The sequence below is a fragment of the Streptomyces sp. NPDC033178 genome, assembly GCF_055577685.1.
In genome coordinates, this window is the sequence record NZ_JBVIPT010000025.1 from 59,505 (window position 1) to 78,141 (window position 18,637).

The 18,637-nt window shown below is 70.2% G+C and carries 18 protein-coding genes; 16 read left to right on the forward strand and 2 right to left on the reverse strand.

The window, feature by feature from the left end; all coding sequences use genetic code 11:
* Positions 1-17 precede the first annotated feature (17 nt).
* Positions 18-2,195 carry an ATP-binding protein gene (locus ACZ5VQ_RS43035; protein WP_469109780.1) on the reverse strand — a complete coding sequence of 726 codons (2,178 nt, stop codon included), beginning with the start codon at positions 2,193-2,195 and terminating at the stop codon, positions 18-20.
* Between the two features lie 135 nt (positions 2,196-2,330).
* Here ACZ5VQ_RS43035 and ACZ5VQ_RS43040 point away from each other — a divergent pair, with 135 nt between their 5' ends.
* The 14 genes from ACZ5VQ_RS43040 (at position 2,331) to nusB (ending at position 15,885) form a co-directional block, all read left to right on the forward strand.
* A complete protein-coding gene (locus ACZ5VQ_RS43040) occupies positions 2,331-2,798 on the forward strand; it encodes a DUF948 domain-containing protein (RefSeq protein WP_359855986.1) in 468 nt (155 codons plus the stop codon).
* Positions 2,799-2,805: 7 nt separating this feature from the next.
* On the forward strand, positions 2,806-3,156 hold the full coding sequence (locus ACZ5VQ_RS43045; RefSeq protein ID WP_055614426.1) for a DUF6167 family protein: 351 nt from the start codon (positions 2,806-2,808) through the stop codon (positions 3,154-3,156).
* Complete coding sequence (gene alaS, locus ACZ5VQ_RS43050; RefSeq protein ID WP_469109781.1) at positions 3,156-5,828, forward strand: alanine--tRNA ligase; 2,673 nt, start codon at positions 3,156-3,158, stop codon at positions 5,826-5,828. The genes ACZ5VQ_RS43045 and alaS overlap by 1 nt, the downstream gene beginning before the upstream one ends.
* Positions 5,829-5,845: 17 nt before the next feature.
* Complete coding sequence (ruvX, locus tag ACZ5VQ_RS43055) at positions 5,846-6,310, forward strand: Holliday junction resolvase RuvX (protein ID WP_189840213.1); 465 nt, start codon at positions 5,846-5,848, stop codon at positions 6,308-6,310.
* Positions 6,311-6,431: 121 nt separating this feature from the next.
* On the forward strand, positions 6,432-8,288 hold the full coding sequence (gene mltG / locus ACZ5VQ_RS43060) for an endolytic transglycosylase MltG (protein ID WP_469109782.1): 1,857 nt from the start codon (positions 6,432-6,434) through the stop codon (positions 8,286-8,288).
* Entirely contained in the window at positions 8,266-9,117 is an 852-nt protein-coding gene (locus tag ACZ5VQ_RS43065; protein ID WP_469109783.1) for a shikimate dehydrogenase, read from the forward strand. The genes mltG and ACZ5VQ_RS43065 overlap by 23 nt, the downstream gene beginning before the upstream one ends.
* Before the next feature lie 69 nt (positions 9,118-9,186).
* Positions 9,187-9,456, forward strand: coding sequence for a hypothetical protein (locus ACZ5VQ_RS43070; protein WP_469109784.1), 270 nt, complete (start codon positions 9,187-9,189; stop codon positions 9,454-9,456).
* Positions 9,457-9,627: 171 nt separating this feature from the next.
* Positions 9,628-10,812, forward strand: coding sequence for a chorismate synthase (aroC, locus tag ACZ5VQ_RS43075; protein ID WP_055618429.1), 1,185 nt, complete (start codon positions 9,628-9,630; stop codon positions 10,810-10,812).
* A gap of 29 nt (positions 10,813-10,841) precedes the next feature.
* Positions 10,842-11,324 carry a shikimate kinase gene (locus ACZ5VQ_RS43080; protein WP_200401937.1) on the forward strand — a complete coding sequence of 161 codons (483 nt, stop codon included), beginning with the start codon at positions 10,842-10,844 and terminating at the stop codon, positions 11,322-11,324.
* Positions 11,321-12,412 carry a 3-dehydroquinate synthase gene (aroB, locus tag ACZ5VQ_RS43085; protein ID WP_362082885.1) on the forward strand — a complete coding sequence of 364 codons (1,092 nt, stop codon included), beginning with the start codon at positions 11,321-11,323 and terminating at the stop codon, positions 12,410-12,412. Before ACZ5VQ_RS43080 ends, aroB begins: the two co-directional genes overlap by 4 nt.
* 184 nt (positions 12,413-12,596) lie before the next feature.
* Positions 12,597-13,514: a Pro-rich N-terminal domain-containing protein gene (locus ACZ5VQ_RS43090; protein WP_469109785.1), complete on the forward strand. Its 918-nt coding sequence runs from the start codon at positions 12,597-12,599 to the stop codon at positions 13,512-13,514.
* 202 nt (positions 13,515-13,716) lie between these two features.
* Entirely contained in the window at positions 13,717-14,823 is a 1,107-nt protein-coding gene (locus ACZ5VQ_RS43095; protein ID WP_469109786.1) for an aminopeptidase P family protein, read from the forward strand.
* Between the two features lie 58 nt (positions 14,824-14,881).
* A complete protein-coding gene (efp, locus tag ACZ5VQ_RS43100; RefSeq protein WP_055613844.1) occupies positions 14,882-15,448 on the forward strand; it encodes an elongation factor P in 567 nt (188 codons plus the stop codon).
* Between the two features lie 2 nt (positions 15,449-15,450).
* Positions 15,451-15,885: a transcription antitermination factor NusB gene (gene nusB, locus ACZ5VQ_RS43105; RefSeq protein WP_055613845.1), complete on the forward strand. Its 435-nt coding sequence runs from the start codon at positions 15,451-15,453 to the stop codon at positions 15,883-15,885.
* A 299-nt stretch (positions 15,886-16,184) separates the two neighbouring features.
* Here nusB and bldD read toward each other — a convergent pair whose 3' ends face one another.
* Entirely contained in the window at positions 16,185-16,685 is a 501-nt protein-coding gene (gene bldD, locus ACZ5VQ_RS43110; RefSeq protein ID WP_027751102.1) for a transcriptional regulator BldD, read from the reverse strand.
* A gap of 243 nt (positions 16,686-16,928) precedes the next feature.
* Between bldD and pyrR the strand changes: the two genes are divergently transcribed.
* Both pyrR and ACZ5VQ_RS43120 read left to right on the forward strand, forming a co-directional pair.
* Positions 16,929-17,519: a bifunctional pyr operon transcriptional regulator/uracil phosphoribosyltransferase PyrR gene (pyrR, locus tag ACZ5VQ_RS43115; RefSeq protein WP_392785940.1), complete on the forward strand. Its 591-nt coding sequence runs from the start codon at positions 16,929-16,931 to the stop codon at positions 17,517-17,519.
* A 137-nt stretch (positions 17,520-17,656) separates the two neighbouring features.
* A complete protein-coding gene (locus ACZ5VQ_RS43120) occupies positions 17,657-18,634 on the forward strand; it encodes an aspartate carbamoyltransferase catalytic subunit (RefSeq protein ID WP_454353023.1) in 978 nt (325 codons plus the stop codon).
* Positions 18,635-18,637 lie beyond the last annotated feature (3 nt).

Genomic DNA, 18,637 nt, shown 5'->3' on the forward strand with positions numbered 1-18,637 from the left:
GTAGCACCACCTGTGCGTCAGCCCGTCGTCTCCCCGCCCTTCCGGGTGGGCGAGGCGGCGGGTTTTCGCATGTCGGGGGGTCCCGGCAGCCCGCGCGGCGGCGGCAGCGCACCGAGCAGCCGCGGCCGGGTGTGCCCGAGCGCCCGGCCCACCGCCGCCTGCCGGCCGAGCCGCGCACCGGCCCGTACGCACTCCTCGTACCGCTCGTCGCCCAGCCGTTCCCGGGCCGTCGCCTCGCACTGTTCGTGCGGGGCGTTGTAGTAGGCGGAGCCGAACAGGGGCAGGCCCACCGACGGCCACATCCGGGACGCGGAGCCCTGGAGGACCGCGGCCTCGGCGGCGTCGCCCTCCGCCGCCGTGATCAGCGCGAGCAGCTCCATCGCGAGGACCGTGCCGAGCAGGTCGTTGAAGACGTGGTTGATGTCCAGGCACTCGACCAGCAACCGCCGGGCCCCTGGCAGATCGCCCTCGGTCCAGGCCGCGTACGCCAGGACGTACAGCGCGTAGGCGAGGGTCCAGCGCTCGCCGTGGTCCGTACAGACCCGGCGCACGTCCTCGCACAGCCGGACCGCACCCGGCAGATCGCCCTGGAAGGCCAGCGTCATCGCCAGCTCGACCTGGCCCATCAGGACGTTGCTGTTGAGCTCGCCGATCTCCTGATAGCGGTCGAGCGCCGAACGCAGCAGTGTCTCCGCCCGGGCCATGTCGTCGGTGACCAGCGCAAGACAGCCGGTGCGGTGCTCGGCATAGGCCAGCGCGAGGGGGTTGCCGCTGTCCTCCGCCTTCTCCCGGCACTCGGCGAGCGCGGCGAGCGCCGACACGGTGTCGCCCTGCAGGATCGCCACATAGCCGAGCACCCACAGCGCCTTGAGCCGCGAGCGCTCGTGCTCGGTGTCGAGGAGAACGGTCCGCTCCAGCCAGTGCCGCCCCTCCGACAGCCGGCCGCAGCCGACCCAGTAGAACCAGAGCGTGCCCGCGAGGTACTGGCCGAGATGACCGCCGCCCGGCTCGGACAGGCACTGCTCCATGGCGCAGCGCAGATTCGGCAGCTCCGCCTCCACGCGCGCGGCCACCTCGCGCTGCCGGGGCGAGAACCAGTCCAGCTCGCACCACGTGGCGAGCCCCATGTACCAGTCGCGGTGGCGCCGCCGCAGCCGAGCCGTGTCGCCCGTCGCCGCCAGCCAGTCGGTGCCGTACGCCCGGACCGTGTCCAGCATGCGGTAGCGCACACCCGCCCGGGTCTCCTCGCGGGTGACCACCGACTGCGCGAGCAACTCGCCCAGCACGTCGAGGATGTTGTCGGGATGCAGACCGTCGCTCCCGCACACGTACTCCACAGCCTCCAGGTCGAACTGTCCGGCGAACACCGAGAGCCTCGCCCACAGCAGCCGCTCCTCCGGCGTGCACAGCTCGTGGCTCCAGCCGATCGCCGTCCGCAGTGTCTGATGGCGCGGGAGCGCGTCGCGCCCGCCACCCGTCAGCAGCCGGAAACGGTCGTCGAGCCGCATCAGCAGCTGCGCGGGGGAGAGGGTCCGCAGCCGTCCCGCCGCCAGCTCGACCGCGAGCGGGAGGCCGTCGAGCCGCCGGCACAGTTCGTGCACGTCCGCGCGGTTGCCGTCATGGAGGGTGAACCCCGGAGTGTTCGCGGCCGCGCGGTCCGCGAACAGCTCGGCCGCCTCCCGCTCCGTCAGCGGCGCCAGCGGGAACAGCCGCTCGCCCTCCACCGCCAGCGGCCTGCGCCCCACGGCGAGCACCCGCAACCCCGGCGCCCGCCGCAGCAACTCACCGACCAGCGAGGCACACGCGTCGACCAGATGCTCGAACCCGTCCATCACGAGCAGGAGTTGACGCTTCGACAAATGGTCGAGCAGCACCTGACGCGGGGGCCGGGACGTGTGATCCGTCAGATCGAGGGCCTCCACGACCGCGTACTCGACGAGCTCCGCCTCGCGCACCGCGGCCAGTTCCACGCGCCACACCCCGTCGCGCGGCCGGGTTCTGGCCGCCGCGCGCGCCGCGAGCCGTGACTTGCCGACCCCGCCGAGGCCCGTCACGGTGACCAGGCGTGCCGTGCCGAGGGCCGCACCCAGCTGCGTGAGTTCGGCCGCTCGGCCCACGAACGCGTTGAGCTCCAGGGGCAGATTCCCGGCCCGGTGACCGCCGGCCCCCGCACCGGAACGCTGAGAACGTCGCATGGGGAACGGAGCGTACTCATCCGTAAGCACTCCGTACAATCGCTTCGTGGAACTCCGGCTCCGGCGGGCGGTAATCCGGTACGGAGCCCCAGCCCCGGCGCGATAGGCTCGGGGGACGACTTTTCGATGTTTTCGATGTTGAGGCACGATCCAGGGAGCGGGTGCGCAGTGTCCGGTGGAGAGGTGGCCGGGATCCTGGTGGCCGTCTTCTGGGCGATCCTGGTCTCCTTCCTCGCGGTGGCACTCGCGAGGCTGGCCCAGACGCTCAGGGCGACCACCAAGCTCGTCGCGGACGTGACCGACCAGGCCGTCCCGCTCCTGGCAGACGCCTCCTCGGCCGTGCGCTCCGCACAGACCCAGATCGACCGGGTGGACGCCATCGCGTCGGACGTCCAGGAGGTCACGTCGAACGCGTCGGCGCTCTCCACGACCGTCGCGTCCACCTTCGGCGGCCCCCTCGTGAAGGTCGCGGCGTTCGGCTACGGCGTGCGCCGGGCCATGGGCGGCCGCCGCGAGGACGCGCCCGCCAAGCCCGCGCGACGTACCGTGATCGTGGGCCGCACCGTCCCGTCGGCGCGACGGGGAAAGCGGAAGAAGGACTGACGCAGCGATGTTCCGCCGTACGTTCTGGTTCACCGCGGGCGCAGCCGCCGGTGTGTGGGCCACCACCAAGGTCAACCGCAAGCTCCGGCAGCTGACGCCCGAGAGCCTCGCGGCCCAGGCAGCCAACAAGGCGCTCGAAGCGGGCCACCGCATCAAGGACTTCGCGCTCGACGTCCGCGACGGAATGGTCCAGCGGGAGGCCGAACTCGGCGAGGTGCTCGGGCTGAACGCGGATCCCGAACTGCCCTCCCCGCGGCGCGTCGCCGCCATCGAGAACAGCAACGACCCGAAGTACAGCAAGAACCCGACGTATGTCGAGAGGTCGACGTACTCGTACAACCGGAATGAGGACCACTGATGGAGTCGGCCGAGATTCGTCGCCGCTGGTTGAGCTTCTTCGAGGAGCGCGGTCACACCGTCGTCCCTTCGGCGTCGCTCATCGCGGACGACCCGACTCTGCTCCTGGTCCCGGCCGGCATGGTGCCCTTCAAGCCCTACTTCCTGGGTGAGGTCAAGCCGCCGTTCGACCGCGCCACCAGCGTCCAGAAGTGCGTCCGTACGCCGGACATCGAAGAGGTCGGCAAGACCACCCGGCACGGCACGTTCTTCCAGATGTGCGGCAACTTCTCCTTCGGCGACTACTTCAAGGAAGGCGCCATCAAGTACGCCTGGGAGCTGCTCACCAGCCCCCAGGACAAGGGCGGTTACGGCCTGGAGCCGGAGAAGCTCTGGATCACCGTGTACCTGGAGGACGACGAGGCCGAGCGCATCTGGCACGACGTCGTCGGCGTGCCCAAGGAGCGCATCCAGCGCCTCGGCAAGGCGGACAACTACTGGTCCATGGGCGTCCCGGGCCCCTGCGGCCCGTGTTCCGAGATCAACTACGACCGCGGCCCCGAGTTCGGCGTCGAGGGCGGCCCGGCCGTCAACGACGAGCGGTACGTGGAGATCTGGAACCTGGTCTTCATGCAGTACGAGCGCGGCGAGGGCACCTCGAAGGAGGACTTCGAGATCCTCGGCGACCTGCCGAGCCAGAACATCGACACGGGCCTCGGCCTGGAACGCCTCGCCATGATTCTGCAGGGCGTGCAGAACATGTACGAGATCGACACCTCCATGGCCGTCATCAAGAAGGCCACCGGGCTGACCGGTGTCGAGTACGGCGCCGCCCACGGCTCCGACGTCTCGCTGCGCGTGGTCACCGACCACATGCGCACGTCCGTGATGCTCATCGGCGACGGTGTCACGCCCGGCAACGAGGGCCGCGGCTATGTGCTGCGCCGCATCATGCGCCGCGCCATCCGCAACATGCGTCTGCTGGGCGCCACGGGTCCGGTGGTCAAGGACCTCGTCGACACCGTCATCGAGATGATGGGCCAGCAGTACCCGGAACTGGTCACCGACCGCGAGCGCATCGAGAAGGTCGCCGTCGCCGAGGAGAACGCCTTCCTCAAGACGCTGAAGGCCGGCACGAACATCCTCGACACCGCCGTCACGGAGACCAAGGCCGCCGGCGGCCAGGTCCTCGCCGGCGACAAGGCCTTCCTGCTCCACGACACTTGGGGCTTCCCGATCGACCTCACCCTCGAAATGGCTGCCGAACAGGGTCTTTCCGTGGACGAGGACGGCTTCCGGCGCCTGATGAAGGAGCAGCGGGAGCGCGCCAAGGCCGACGCCAAGTCCAAGAAGACCGGCCACGCCGACATGGGCGCCTACCGCGAGATCGCGGACGCCGCCGGCGAGACCGACTTCATCGGCTACTCGGACACCGAGGGCGAGTCCACCGTCGTCGGCATCCTGGTGGACGGCGTCTCCTCGCCGGCCGCCACCGAGGGCGACGAGGTCGAGATCGTCCTCGACCGCACCCCGTTCTACGCCGAGGGCGGCGGCCAGATCGGCGACACCGGCCGCATCAGGGTCGACACCGGTGCCGTCATCGAGATCCGTGACTGCCAGAAGCCGGTCCCGGGGGTGTACGTCCACAAGGGCGTCGTCCAGGTCGGCGAGGTGACCGTCGGCGCCAAGGCCCAGGCCGTCATCGACGTACGCCGCCGCACGGCCATCGCCCGCGCCCACTCGGCCACCCACCTCACGCACCAGGCCCTGCGCGACGCCCTCGGCCCGACGGCCGCCCAGGCCGGTTCCGAGAACCAGCCCGGCCGTTTCCGCTTCGACTTCGGCTCCCCGGCCGCCGTGCCCACGGCCGTGATGACGGACGTCGAGCAGAAGATCAACGAGGTGCTCGCCCGCGACCTGGACGTCCACGCCGAGATCCTGAGCATCGACGAGGCCAAGAAGCAGGGCGCCATCGCCGAGTTCGGCGAGAAGTACGGCGAGCGCGTCCGGGTCGTCACCATCGGCGACTTCTCCAAGGAGCTGTGCGGTGGCACGCACGTCCACAACACCGCCCAGCTGGGCCTGGTGAAGCTGCTCGGCGAGTCGTCGATCGGTTCCGGTGTACGCCGTATCGAGGCTCTCGTCGGTGTCGACGCCTACAACTTCCTCGCCCGTGAGCACACGGTCGTCGCCCAGCTCCAGGAACTGATCAAGGGACGCCCGGAGGAGCTCCCGGAGAAGGTCTCCGCCATGCTCGGCAAGCTGAAGGACGCCGAGAAGGAGATCGAGAAGTTCCGCGCCGAGAAGGTGCTGCAGGCCGCCGCCGGTCTCGCCGGATCCGCCAAGGACGTACGCGGTATCGCCCTGGTCACCGGTCAGGTGCCGGACGGCACGGGTGCCGACGACCTGCGCAGGCTGGTCCTCGACGTCCGCGGCCGTATCCAGGGTGGACGGGCCGCCGTGGTGGCCCTGTTCACCACGGTCAACGGCAAGCCGCTGACGGTCATCGCCACCAACGAGGCCGCCCGCGAGCGCGGCCTCAAGGCCGGTGACCTGGTGCGTACGGCCGCCAAGACCCTCGGTGGCGGCGGTGGCGGCAAGCCGGACGTCGCCCAGGGCGGCGGCCAGAACCCGGCCGCCATCGGTGACGCCGTCGACGCCGTCGAACGCCTCGTGGCCGAGTCGGCCAAGTGAGCGAGGGCGAGCGGGTCATGCGCCGCGGACGCCGTCTCGCCATCGACGTCGGGGACGCCCGGATCGGGGTCGCCTCGTGCGACCCCGACGGGATCCTCGCCACTCCGGTGGAGACCGTGCCGGGACGCGATGTCCCCGCCGCCCACCGGCGCCTGAAGCAACTCGTCGAGGAGTACGAGCCGATCGAGGTCGTCGTCGGACTCCCTCGCTCCCTCAAGGGGGGCGAGGGCCCGGCCGCCGTCAAGGTCCGTGCCTTCGCACAGGACCTCGCCCGGGGGATCGCACCCGTTCCGGTGCGGCTCCTGGACGAGAGGATGACCACAGTGACGGCCAGTCAGGGACTGCGCGCCTCGGGCGTGAAGTCCAAGAAGGGCAGATCGGTCATTGACCAGGCAGCGGCCGTGATCATCCTCCAGCAGGCACTGGAGTCCGAACGGGCGTCAGGTACATCTCCGGGCGAGGGCGTCGAAGTGGTCATCTGATCGCGGTACGGTAACGTTCCGCGCGATGCGGTGGTGTTCGAATAACCTCCGCACAGGAGAGAGGCGGACGGGAGCCGAGCCACAGCCACCGCGACCGCCGCCTCGCGGCTCTAGGGGATCGATGACTGAGTATGGCCGGGGCCCAGGCTCCGAACCGTGGCATCCCGAGGACCCGTTGTACGGGGACGGCGGATGGGGAGGACAGGAGGCCGACGCGGCCCAGTCCCCCTACGGCGGCCAGCCGCAGCACCACCCGCAGGAGCCGCAGCAGCCGCAGCAGCAGTACGGCGACTGGGGAGCCGCCCAGCAGGCCGGCTACGACCAGGGCCAGCAGCAGTACTACCCCCAGGGTCACCAGCAGCAGTACGTCCAGGACCAGCAGTACGGCGGTCAGGCTCCGCAGCAGTACAACGGCCAGGGCGGGCAGGGGTACCACGACCAGGGTGGTCAGCAGTACCACGGCGGTCAGCAGTACGGCGACGGCCAGCAATACAACAGCGGTCAGCAGTACAACAACGGCCAGCAGTACAACGGTGGCTGGGACAACAACACGGGGCAACAGCACCAGCAGAACCAGAACCAGCAGCAGCCCCAGGTCCCGTACGGCGTCGATCCGAACGATCCCTACGGCGGCCAGGCCGCCGCGTACGGCGGTCAGCAGCCCGACTACTACGGGACCCCCGACGCCTATCCGCCGCCGGAGCCGCCGAGCCGCCGCGGGGTCGAGCCGGAGCCGCCGCAGACCGACTGGGACCCGGGTCCTGACCAGGGCGAGCACGCGTTCTTCGCGGGCGGCAATGACGACGACGATGACGACGATTTCGAGGACGACGCCAAAGGCCGCCGGCGCGGAAAGGCGGGCAAAGGGGATAAGGGGGGCAAGGGTAAAGGCGAGAAGAAGAGCCGGAGCGGCTCTGCCTGCCTGGTCGTGATGCTCGTCCTCACCGGAGTGGTCGGCGGCGTCGGCTATTTCGGCTACCAGTTCTACCAGGATCGTTTCGGCTCGGCGCCGGACTTCGCGGGCGACGGCACGAGCGACCAGGTGACCGTCGTGATTCCCAAGGGCGCCTTCGGATCGGTGATCGGCCAGAAGCTGAAAGCGGCGGGCGTCGTCAAGAGTGTGGACGCCTTTGTGTCGGCTCAGGGGAAGAATCCGGACGGCGACAAGATTCAGGCGGGCTCCTATCTGCTCAAGAAGGAGATGTCCGCAGAAAGCGCTGTCGCGCTGATGCTCGACCCCAAGAGCCAGAACAACCTGGTCGTCAGGGAAGGCCAGCGGAACGTCACGGTCTACGCGGCGATCGACAAACAGCTGGGGCTTTCCAAGGGCACCACCGCGGATGTCGCCGAGAAGAAGTACAAGAGCCTCGGACTCCCGGACTGGGCGAACAGCGACAGCGACATCAAGGACCCGCTGGAAGGATTCCTCTACCCGGCGACCTACCCCGCCGCCAAGGGAATGAAGCCCGAGGCGGTCCTCAAGGAAATGGTGTCGCAGGCCAAGCAGGAGTACGCCAAGTACGACCTGGAGAAGAAGGCCAAGGAACTCAACCTGAACGACCCGTTGCAGGTCATCACGGTCGCGAGCCTCGTCCAGGCCGAAGGAATCACACACGACGACTTTAAGAAGATGGCCGCCGTCGTCTACAACCGCCTGAAGTCGACGAACGACGTCACCAACCAGAAGCTCGAATTCGACTCGACCTACAACTACCTCAAGGGTCAGAGTAAGATCGACATTGCGACGAGCGAGATCCGCAACTACGACGACCCGTACAACACGTACTTCTACAAGGGTCTTCCGCCCGGGCCGATCGGGAACCCGGGTGGGGACGCGCTGAAGGCGTCGGTGAGTCCGGACGGCGGTGCGTGGATGTTCTTCATCTCCATCGACGGGAAGAAGACGGACTTCACGAAGACCTTGAGCGAGCACGAGAAACTGGTTAAGGAATTCAATGCACGGCGCAACAAGGACTGACGGAGACCGGAAGCGTCGAGCCGCCGTACTCGGTTCCCCGATCGCCCATTCCCTTTCCCCGGTGCTGCACCGGGCCGCGTACGAGGAACTGGGCCTCGATGACTGGTCGTACGACCGTTTCGAGGTCGACGAGGCGGCTCTGCCGGGATTCGTCGGGAAGCTCGGTACCGAATGGGCCGGGCTGTCGCTGACGATGCCGCTGAAGCGGGCGGTCATTCCGCTGCTCGACGAGATCAGCGAGACCGCCTCCGCCGTCGAGGCCGTGAACACGGTGGTGTTCACCGAGGACGGGCGGCGCCTCGGCGACAACACCGACGTCCCCGGGATGGTCGCCGCCCTGCGTGAGCGGGGGATCGAGCAGGTGGACTCTGCGGCGATCCTCGGCGCGGGCGCCACCGCCTCCTCCGCACTGGCCGCCCTCGCGCGGATCTGCACGGGCGAGGTCGTCGCGTACGTCCGCAGCGAGGCGCGCGCCGCCGAGATGCGGCAGTGGGGCCGGCGGCTCGACGTAGAGGTGCGTACGGAGGACTGGGCGGATGCGGAGCATGCCCTGCGCGCGCCGCTCGTCATCGCCACCACCCCTGCGGGTACCACCGATGTCCTCTCCTCCGCGGTCCCCGAGCGGCCCGCCACGCTCTTCGACGTGCTGTACGACCCGTGGCCCACCGCGCTCGCGGCGCGCTGGTCAGCCTATGGAGGAGCCGTCGTCAGCGGCCTCGACCTGCTGGTGCACCAGGCGGTGCTCCAGGTCGAGCAGATGACCCGGCGCGTGCCGGCCCCGCTGGACGCCATGCGCACAGCGGGCGAGAAGGCGCTCGCGAGCAGGTAGGACCGGCCTATACGATTCGGCCTTCGGTTCCGCAGGGGGCGGAACTCGGGGGAGCCGGGGGGCTGATCCATGCATGTGACGCTGGCGTCGTGGAAGTCGGAGATCTTCGATGTAGTGCTGCGCTTTCTGCCGGACTGGGTGCAGATCGCCGTGCTCTGTCTCGTGGTGGCCGTCGTACTCGTGACCTGGGCCTACAAGCTGAAGCACAAGCTCGCCCACCGACGGGCGGTGCGCGCGGGGCAGCCCGTCCACGCGGCGGCGCAGTACGGGCAGGGCCGCGGCGCCGACTACCTCGGTGCCTACGCGCCCCAGACCGGTCAGGGCGACGCCACGACCTGACCACGTCGCCGTCCGCCTGATGGACCTGCGGCGGGGCGGGCGGCGCGGACGTGGGAGGATCGGTACCGGCGGGCCAGGGCCGCGCACCCGGTCGCGCCGTCGCCGTACGCGAGGACGCGCGTACGCAAAGGCAGTACGCAGTACCAGGGCGCGCGAGCATGAGGAGCACCGTTGAGCAGGTTGCGCTGGCTGACCGCGGGGGAGTCCCACGGTCCCGCACTTGTCGCCACGCTGGAGGGACTTCCCGCCGGCGTGCCGATCACCACGGAGATGGTGGCGGACCACCTGGCCAGGCGGCGCCTCGGGTATGGACGCGGCGCGCGCATGAAGTTCGAGCGCGACGAGATCACCTTCCTGGGCGGCGTACGGCACGGTCTCACCCTGGGATCCCCGGTCGCGATCATGGTGGGCAACACCGAGTGGCCCAAGTGGGAGCAGGTCATGGCGGCCGACCCCGTCGACCCGCAGATCCTCGCCGAACTGGCCCGCAACGCCCCGCTGACCCGGCCCCGGCCCGGTCACGCCGACCTCGCCGGTATGCAGAAGTACGGCTTCGACGAGGCCCGGCCGATCCTGGAGCGGGCCTCCGCGCGTGAGACGGCGGCCCGGGTCGCGCTCGGCGCGGTGGCGCGTTCGTACCTGAAGGAGACGGCGGGCATCGAGGTCGTCTCGCACGTCGTCGAGCTGGCCGCCGCGAAGGCGCCGTACGGCGTCTACCCGACCCCCGCCGACGTGGAGAGGCTCGACGCCGACCCGGTGCGCTGCCTCGACGCGGACGCGTCGAAGGCGATGGTCGCGGAGATCGACCAGGCCCACAAGGACGGCGACACGCTCGGTGGCGTGGTCGAGGTTCTCGCGTACGACGTGCCGGTGGGCCTCGGCTCGCACGTGCACTGGGACCGTCGGCTCGACGCCCGGCTCGCGGCCGCGCTCATGGGCATCCAGGCCATCAAGGGCGTCGAGGTCGGCGACGGCTTCGACCTGGCGCGGGTGCCGGGCTCCAAGGCGCACGACGAGATCGTGCGGACCGACGAGGGCATCAAGCGGACCTCCGGGCGCTCCGGCGGCACCGAGGGTGGCCTGACGACCGGCGAACTCCTGCGCGTACGGGCCGCCATGAAGCCCATCGCGACGGTGCCGCGCGCACTGGCCACCATCGACGTGGCGACCGGCGAGGCGACCAAGGCGCACCACCAGCGCTCGGACGTGTGCGCGGTCCCGGCCGCGGGCATCGTCGCCGAGGCCATGGTGGCGCTGGTCCTCGCGGACGCGGTGGCCGAGAAGTTCGGCGGTGACTCCGTGCCCGAGACGCGGCGCAACGTCGAGTCGTACCTCCAGAACCTGGTCGTGCGGTGAGCGCTCCGCGCGTGATCCTGGTCGGCCCCATGGGGGTCGGCAAGTCCACGGTGGGCGAGCTGGTCGCGGAGCGGCTCGGCTGCGCCTACCGGGACACCGACGGCGACATCGTGGCCGAGCAGGGCCGCACCATCGCGGACATCTTCGTCGACGAGGGCGAGCCCGCCTTCCGCGCGATCGAGAAGCAGGCGGTGCACCGGGCCCTGGCCGGGTACGACGGCGTGCTGGCACTCGGCGGCGGCGCGATCCTCGACGCGGACACCCGGGCGCTGCTGGCCGGACAGCCCGTCGTGTATCTCTCGATGGACGTCGAGGAGGCGGTCAAGCGCACGGGTCTGAACACGGCACGGCCGCTGCTCGCCGTCAACCCGCGCCGGCAGTGGCGTGAGCTGATGGACGCCCGCCGCCACCTCTACACCGAGGTCGCGACCGCCGTGGTGGCCACCGACGGCCGCACCCCCGAAGAGGTCGCCCAGGCGGTCCTCGACGCACTGGAGTTGAAGGAAGCATGAGCGAGGCAGTGACGCGGATCCACGTCGGCGGCACGGCGGGCAGCGAGCCGTACGAGGTCCTGGTCGGCCGCCAACTGCTCGGTGAACTGGGCACGTTGGTCGGGGAGCGGGCCAAGCGGGTCGCGGTGATCCACCCCGAGGCACTCGCCGAGACCGGCGAGGCGCTGCGGGCCGACCTGGCCGGGCAGGGCTTCGATGCCGTCGCCATCCAGGTGCCCAACGCGGAGGAGGCCAAGACCGCCGAAGTCGCCGCGTACTGCTGGAAGGCGCTCGGACAGTCCGGCTTCACCCGCACCGACGTGATCGTCGGCGTGGGTGGCGGGGCGACCACCGACCTCGCCGGGTTCGTGGCGGCGACCTGGCTGCGCGGAGTGCGCTGGATCGCCATCCCGACCACCGTGCTGGCCATGGTGGACGCCGCGGTCGGCGGCAAGACCGGCATCAACACCGCCGAGGGCAAGAACCTCGTCGGCGCCTTCCACCCGCCCGCCGGTGTGCTGTGCGACCTGGCCGCCCTCGACTCGCTGCCGGTCAACGACTTCGTGTCCGGGCTCGCCGAGATCATCAAGGCCGGCTTCATCGCCGACCCGGCGATCCTCGAACTCATCGAGGCCGACCCGCAGGGCGCCCGCACCCCCGAGGGACCGCACACCGCCGAGCTCATCGAGCGCTCCATCAAGGTCAAGGCCGAGGTCGTCTCGTCCGACCTGAAGGAGTCCGGGCTGCGCGAGATCCTCAACTACGGGCACACCCTCGCCCACGCCATCGAGAAGAACGAGCGCTACGAGTGGCGGCACGGCGCGGCGGTCGCGGTGGGCATGCACTTCGCGGCCGAGCTCGGCCGACTCGCGGGGCGCCTCGACGACGCGACCGCGGACCGGCACCGCACGATCCTGGAGTCGGTCGGGCTGCCGCTCAGCTACCGCTACGACCAGTGGCCCAAGCTCCTGGAGACCATGAAGGTCGACAAGAAGTCCCGCGGCAACCTCCTCCGCTTCATCGTCCTCGACGGACTGGGCAAGCCCACCGTCCTGGAGGGCCCCGACCCGGCGGTGCTCCTCGCCGCCTACGGCGAAGTGGGCGAATAGCCCCCTCCGGCGAAACTTGGTCTGATTTGCCTTGTGCGGAGGGGCACTTCGGACCGTCCTCCGCCGTTCACCAAACGGCGGCCGGGGACGGTACCGTTCGGTAGGGAGCGGGGCGGGTGCCCCGCTCCCAGCGCCAAATTGCCTGCGGCGAGTGAGCCAAAGACACGAGACGGAGTGGCACCGGATGCAGCACGCAGTGGGGTCTCCGCTGCCGCCGCCCCACCAGCCGGGGCACGGACCGGCCGCCGGCTGGTCGCCGGCCGCACAACACCCGGGGCCGCACCACCCGGGCGCCCACCCGGGCTCCGCGCCTGCGCCCCAGGGGCCCGCGCCCGTGGGCCCGCCCCCCGGCTTCGCCGGAGCGCCGACCGGGCCCGCCGCGCCCCATCCGCCGGGCCACGCGCCGGCCCCGCATCACACGGTCCCGCACCACGCTCCACCGCCTCCGACGCCGGACACCACGGGCCACGTACAGCTGCCGCCGGGCGGTCCCGTCCCGATGCCGAGCGCGCCGCCCGCCGCTGCCGGCACGCCCGACCCGACGTCCACCACCCTCGCCGTCCTGCTCATCGGACCCGCAGGCGCGGGCAAGACCAGCGTCGCCAAGTACTGGGCCGACCACCGCAGGGTGCCCACCGCGCACATCAGCCTGGACGACGTACGCGAATGGGTGCGCTCGGGCTTCGCCGACCCGCAGTCGGGGTGGAACGACCACTCGGAGGCGCAGTATCGTCTCGCCCGCCGCACCTGCGGCTTCGCGGCCCGCAACTTCCTGGCCAACAACATCTCCTGCATCCTCGACGACGCGGTCTTCCCCGACCGGCCCGTCGTCGGCCTCGGCGGCTGGAAGCGGCACGTCGGTCCCGGCCTGCTGCCGGTCGTCCTCCTCCCGGGCCTGGAGATAGTCCTGGAGCGCAACGCCGAGCGCTCCGGAAACCGCCGCCTCACCGACGAGGAGGTCGCCCGCATCCACGGCCGCATGGCGGGCTGGTACGGCTCGGGCCTCCCGATCATCGACAACTCCCAACTGGACGTCCCCCAGACGGCCCGAGTCCTGGACGACGTACTGGCACGGTCGATCGCCAGCCCGCCGCAGTGGTAGCGGACTTTTCCTAGCGAACTTCCAGGAGGGGGCTGACCCCGGCTCAGTCAAGGGGCGCGGGGCTGTGACATATGCGGCTCCGCCGCGTGGGCGCACCCAGCCCCCACCCACCCGCACCCGGCACACAACCGTCACCCCGGTCGGCACCCCCACTCGGCCTCCCCAACCGGCGCCAACCCCGCGGAGCTCATACGCTCGGGTCATGTCAGAGGCGTACGCGGCCCGCCGCGACCGGCTGAGAGAGCGCTGCACGGCAAGCGGCAGCGCAACCGCGCTGATCTCCCGCCCCGCCAACGTCCGCTACCTCGCGGGCGTGGCACCCCATGGCGCCGTTCTCCTGCTGGGGAAGACCGAGGACCTGCTCGTGTACGGCGGTCCCCCCGAAGGCCCGCTCGACGAGGGCAGGCCGGACGAGGCCCTCCGGGCGCACACGCTGCCGAGCCCCGGAGGCGACCCCGCCGTCGCCGCCGCGGACCTCGCCGCGGCCCAGGGCGCCGACTCCCTCGCCGTCGAGGAGCACCACCTGACCGTGACCCGGCACCGGGCGATCGGCTCGGTGGCGCCCCGGCTCCGCCTGGGCGACCTCGGCGCGGCCGTCGAGCAGCTGCGTGTGATCAAGGACGAGGAGGAGATCTCCTGTCTGCGCATCGGCGCGGAGATCGTCGACCAGGCGCTGAGCGAGCTCCTGGAATCCATCCTCGTCGGCCGCACCGAACGCCATCTCGCCCTGGAACTCGAACGCCGCCTGGTCGACCACGGCGCCGACGGCCCGGCCTTCACGACCTCGGTCGGCACGGGCCCGAACTCCGGGCGCCGCGGCCACCGGCCCTCCGACCGCCGGGTCGAAGAAGGAGATTTTCTCTCCGTCTGCCTCGGCGCGACCTACCGCGGCTACCGCTGCGAGATCGGCCGCACCTTCGTCATCGGGACCTCGCCCGCCGACTGGCAGATCGAGCTGTACGACCTCGTCTTCGCATCCCAGCGGGCCGGCCGCGAGGCTCTCGTGCCCGGCGCCGCCTACCGTGACGTGGACCGTGCGGCCCGCCAGGTTCTGGATTCCGCGGGGTATGCGGACGGCCTTCCTCCGCTGACCGGACACGGTGTGGGGCTCGAAATCGACGAGGACCCGCAGCTGGCCCCCGCGGCCATGGGTAAACTGGACGCTTGCGTGCCGGTCACCGTCGAACCGGGGGTCCACATCCCGGGCCGGGGCGGTGTCCGGATCGATGACACGCTCGTCGTGCGCCCCGAGGCGGACGGCGGACCCGAGCTACTCACCATCACGACCAAGGAGCTGCTCGCGCTCTAGCTTCCCGCTGTGCGCGTGTTCCGGGGTCGTCCACGTCAGTCCAGGAGATTCCGCAACCGTGGCTTCCACGAACGACCTCAAGAACGGCCTGGTGCTCAAGCTCGAAGGCGGCCAGCTCTGGTCCGTCGTCGAGTTCCAGCACGTCAAGCCCGGCAAGGGCCCGGCCTTCGTGCGCACCAAGCTGAAGAACGTGCTTTCCGGCAAGGTCGTCGACAAGACGTTCAACGCCGGCGTCAAGGTCGAGACGGCCACTGTCGACAAGCGTGACATGCAGTTCTCGTACATGGACGGCGAGTACTTCGTCTTCATGGACATGGAGACCTACGACCAGCTGATGGTCGACCGCAAGGCCGTCGGCGACGCCGCCAACTTCCTGATCGAGGGCTTCACCGCCACCGTCGCCCAGCACGAGGGCGAGGTGCTCTTCGTGGAGCTGCCGGCCGCCGTCGAGCTGGTCATCCAGGAGACCGAGCCGGGTGTCCAGGGCGACCGCTCCACCGGCGGCACCAAGCCCGCCACCTTGGAGACCGGTTACCAGATCCAGGTCCCGCTCTTCATCACCACCGGTGAGAAGATCAAGGTCGACACCCGTTCGAGCGACTACCTCGGCCGGGTGAACAGCTAACCGTGGCTGCCCGCAATACGGCCCGCAAGCGCGCCTTCCAGATCCTCTTCGAGGGGGACCAGCGCGGCGTGGACGTCCAGACGGTCCTGGGTGACTGGATCCGGCACTCCCGGACCGACACCCGGCAGCCGCCGGTGAGCGAGTACACCATGCAGCTCGTCGAGGGCTACGCGAAGTACGCGAAGCGCATCGACGAGCTGATCTCGCAGTATGCGGTGAGCTGGACGCTCGACAGGATGCCGGTCGTCGACCGCAACATCCTGCGTCTGGGCGCCTATGAGCTGATCTGGGTCGACGAGACCCCGGATGCGGTGGTGCTCGACGAGGCCGTGCAGCTCGCCAAGGAGTTCTCCACGGACGAGTCGCCCGCCTTTGTGAACGGCCTGCTCGGCCGTTTCAAGGAGCTCAAGTCGTCGCTTCGGCGCGACGACGCCTGAGCGTCGGCGCTCCGCTCGGTTCGATGTGATGTGCGAGCCGGTGGGGGCCGGTCGCGTCCACGCGGCAGAGCCGCACAATGTCACAGCCCGCGCCCCTGACGGGGCACGGTCGTACTCGGCCTGCCTGCCTGACGACGCAGGACATACCAACGCCGGAGGGCCCCCAGCGTCACGCTGGGGGCCCTCCGGCGTTCCCGTGCCTCTGACGTCCCTGCGGCCCGCAGAAAGCCGCCGGGGTGGCCGGAACCGTCTGGTTCCGGCCACCCCGGCGGCACGTTTCTTCTCAGTCCCGATACGGGTCAGGCGTCCTCGTGGGAGACCGCGCGACGCGCGTCGGCGTCCAGGACGCCCCAGCTGATCAGCTGCTCGGTGAGGACCGAGGGGGACTGGTCGTAGATGACGGCGAGCGTGCGCAGGTCGTCCTGGCGGATCGACAGCACCTTGCCGTTGTAGTCGCCGCGCTGGGACTGGATCGTCGCCGCGTAGCGCTGCAGGGGGCCCGCCTTTTCGGCCGGCACATGGGCCAGCCGCTCAAGGTCGAGGACCAGCTTCGGCGGCGGCTCGGCGGCGCCGCCCGGAGTGGTGCCCGGCAGCAGTTCCTGCACCGGCACTCCGTAGAAGTCCGCCAGCTCGGCGAGACGCTGCACGGTCACGGCGCGGTCGCCGCGCTCATAGGAACCGACCACGACCGCCTTCCAGCGGCCCTGGGACTTCTCCTCGACGCCGTGGAGGGAAAGGCCCTGCTGGGTGCGGATGGCGCGGAGCTTGGCCCCGAGCTGTTTGGCGTATTCGCTGGACATATAGCTCCCCGGCACTGTGTCGACGTGCGGCTCGGCCGCGCGGCTGGTGACTCACTGTGAGGTTACGCAGCGTGACTCTGCCTCGTCAAGCCGAATGGTCCGGACCGACCCTTCCGTGGGAGCCCGGTACGGCTGGTGCCAAGGGGGTGATCAGGGGCGTTGCCGGGCTGGTACCGTGGTTGGCGCAATTCCGACGTCCTTTAATGATCCGTCCCGTGAGGCGGAGAAGGAGGTCCGTTTCGTATGGACTCAGAGCAGGACAAGCAGCAGTACGAGGCCGGCGCACGGCCCGTTCTGGAAGCCCCCGACATCGCGCGGGTGCTGACCCGCATCGCCCACGAGATCGTCGAACGCGCCAAGGGCGCCGACGACGTGGTGCTTCTCGGCATTCCGACCAGGGGCGTCTTCCTCGCCCAGCGGCTGGCCGCCAAGCTCGAAGAGATCACCGACCGCAAGATCCCGGTCGGCTCCCTCGACATCACCATGTACCGCGACGACCTGCGCATGCATCCGCCGCGCGCGCTGGCCCGTACGGACATCCCCGGTGACGGCATCGACGGCCGTCTGGTCGTCCTCGTCGACGACGTGCTCTTCTCCGGCCGCACCATCCGGGCCGCCCTCGACGCGCTGAACGACATAGGGCGGCCCCGTGCGGTACAGCTCGCGGTCCTCGTCGACAGAGGTCACCGCGAACTTCCGATCCGCGCCGACTATGTCGGCAAGAACCTCCCGACGTCGCTGCGGGAGACGGTCAAGGTCCAGCTCGCCGAGGAGGACGGTCGGGACACCGTGCTGCTCGGTGTGAAGCGGACCGCCCGGCCCGGCGAGCAGTAGCGGCACACAGCCGTACGTCCGCTCGTACGACCCCGAGTGCGCTTTCGCGCGCCCGCGTCCGCCCGGCTGTGCCCTTCCGAGGGGACACCTCCAGGGCCCCCGCTTCCCGACCTGAACTGCCTTACGGAGCCTGACAGATGCAGCGTCATCTCATCTCGGCCGCCGACCTCACCCGCGACGACGCCGTCCTGATCCTCGACACCGCCGAGGAGATGGCCCGGGTCGCCGACCGGCCGATCAAGAAACTGCCGACCCTGCGCGGCCGCACCGTCGTCAACCTCTTCTTCGAGGACTCCACCCGGACGAGGATCTCGTTCGAGGCCGCGGAGAAGCGTCTCTCCGCCGACGTCATCAACTTCACCGCCAAGGGATCCAGCGTCTCCAAGGGCGAGTCCCTGAAGGACACCGCGCAGACCCTCGAAGCCATGGGCGTCGACGCCGTCGTCATCCGGCACGGCGCCTCCGGAGCCCCGTACCGGCTCGCCACCTCCGGCTGGATCGACGCCGCCGTCATCAACGCCGGTGACGGCACCCACCAGCACCCCACGCAGGCCCTGCTCGACGCCTTCACCATGCGGCGCCGGCTCGTCGGCCGGGACGCGGGCCTCGGCCAGGACCTGGCGGGCAAGCGGATCACGCTCGTCGGCGACATCCTGCACAGCCGGGTGGCCCGCTCGAACGTCGACCTGCTGCACACCCTCGGCGCCGAGGTCACCCTCGTGGCCCCGCCGACGCTGGTGCCCGTCGGCGTCGAGTCCTGGCCCTGCGAGGTCTCGTACGACCTGGACAGCACGCTCTCCAAGTCCGATGCCGTGATGCTGCTGCGTGTGCAGCGCGAGCGGATGAACGCGGCGTTCTTCCCGACCGAGCGCGAGTACTCACGGCGCTACGGGCTCGACGGCGACCGGATGGCGAAGATGCCTGAGCACGCCATCGTGATGCACCCCGGGCCGATGGTCCGCGGCATGGAGATCACCGCCGAGGTCGCCGACTCCGAGCGCTGCACCGCCATCGAGCAGGTCACCAATGGTGTCTCGATCCGGATGGCTGTGCTCTACCTGCTTCTCGGCGGCAATGAACCCGCCGTCACCCACACGCGTACCGAGGAGAAGTAAGTC

Coding starts and splice junctions, on each gene's coding strand:
- ACZ5VQ_RS43070 (WP_469109784.1), top strand. CDS start 9,187: ATGCATGTGACGCTGGCGTCGTGGAAGTCGGAGATCTTCGATGTAGTG.
- ruvX (WP_189840213.1), top strand. CDS start 5,846: ATGCGCCGCGGACGCCGTCTCGCCATCGACGTCGGGGACGCCCGGATC.
- ACZ5VQ_RS43045 (WP_055614426.1), top strand. CDS start 2,806: ATGTTCCGCCGTACGTTCTGGTTCACCGCGGGCGCAGCCGCCGGTGTG.
- ACZ5VQ_RS43120 (WP_454353023.1), top strand. CDS start 17,657: ATGCAGCGTCATCTCATCTCGGCCGCCGACCTCACCCGCGACGACGCC.
- ACZ5VQ_RS43035 (WP_469109780.1), bottom strand. CDS start 2,195: ATGCGACGTTCTCAGCGTTCCGGTGCGGGGGCCGGCGGTCACCGGGCC.
- aroB (WP_362082885.1), top strand. CDS start 11,321: ATGAGCGAGGCAGTGACGCGGATCCACGTCGGCGGCACGGCGGGCAGC.
- ACZ5VQ_RS43090 (WP_469109785.1), top strand. CDS start 12,597: ATGCAGCACGCAGTGGGGTCTCCGCTGCCGCCGCCCCACCAGCCGGGG.
- mltG (WP_469109782.1), top strand. CDS start 6,432: ATGACTGAGTATGGCCGGGGCCCAGGCTCCGAACCGTGGCATCCCGAG.
- pyrR (WP_392785940.1), top strand. CDS start 16,929: ATGGACTCAGAGCAGGACAAGCAGCAGTACGAGGCCGGCGCACGGCCC.
- alaS (WP_469109781.1), top strand. CDS start 3,156: ATGGAGTCGGCCGAGATTCGTCGCCGCTGGTTGAGCTTCTTCGAGGAG.
- ACZ5VQ_RS43095 (WP_469109786.1), top strand. CDS start 13,717: ATGTCAGAGGCGTACGCGGCCCGCCGCGACCGGCTGAGAGAGCGCTGC.
- ACZ5VQ_RS43065 (WP_469109783.1), top strand. CDS start 8,266: ATGCACGGCGCAACAAGGACTGACGGAGACCGGAAGCGTCGAGCCGCC.
- ACZ5VQ_RS43080 (WP_200401937.1), top strand. CDS start 10,842: ATGGGGGTCGGCAAGTCCACGGTGGGCGAGCTGGTCGCGGAGCGGCTC.
- bldD (WP_027751102.1), bottom strand. CDS start 16,685: ATGTCCAGCGAATACGCCAAACAGCTCGGGGCCAAGCTCCGCGCCATC.
- ACZ5VQ_RS43040 (WP_359855986.1), top strand. CDS start 2,331: ATGTTGAGGCACGATCCAGGGAGCGGGTGCGCAGTGTCCGGTGGAGAG.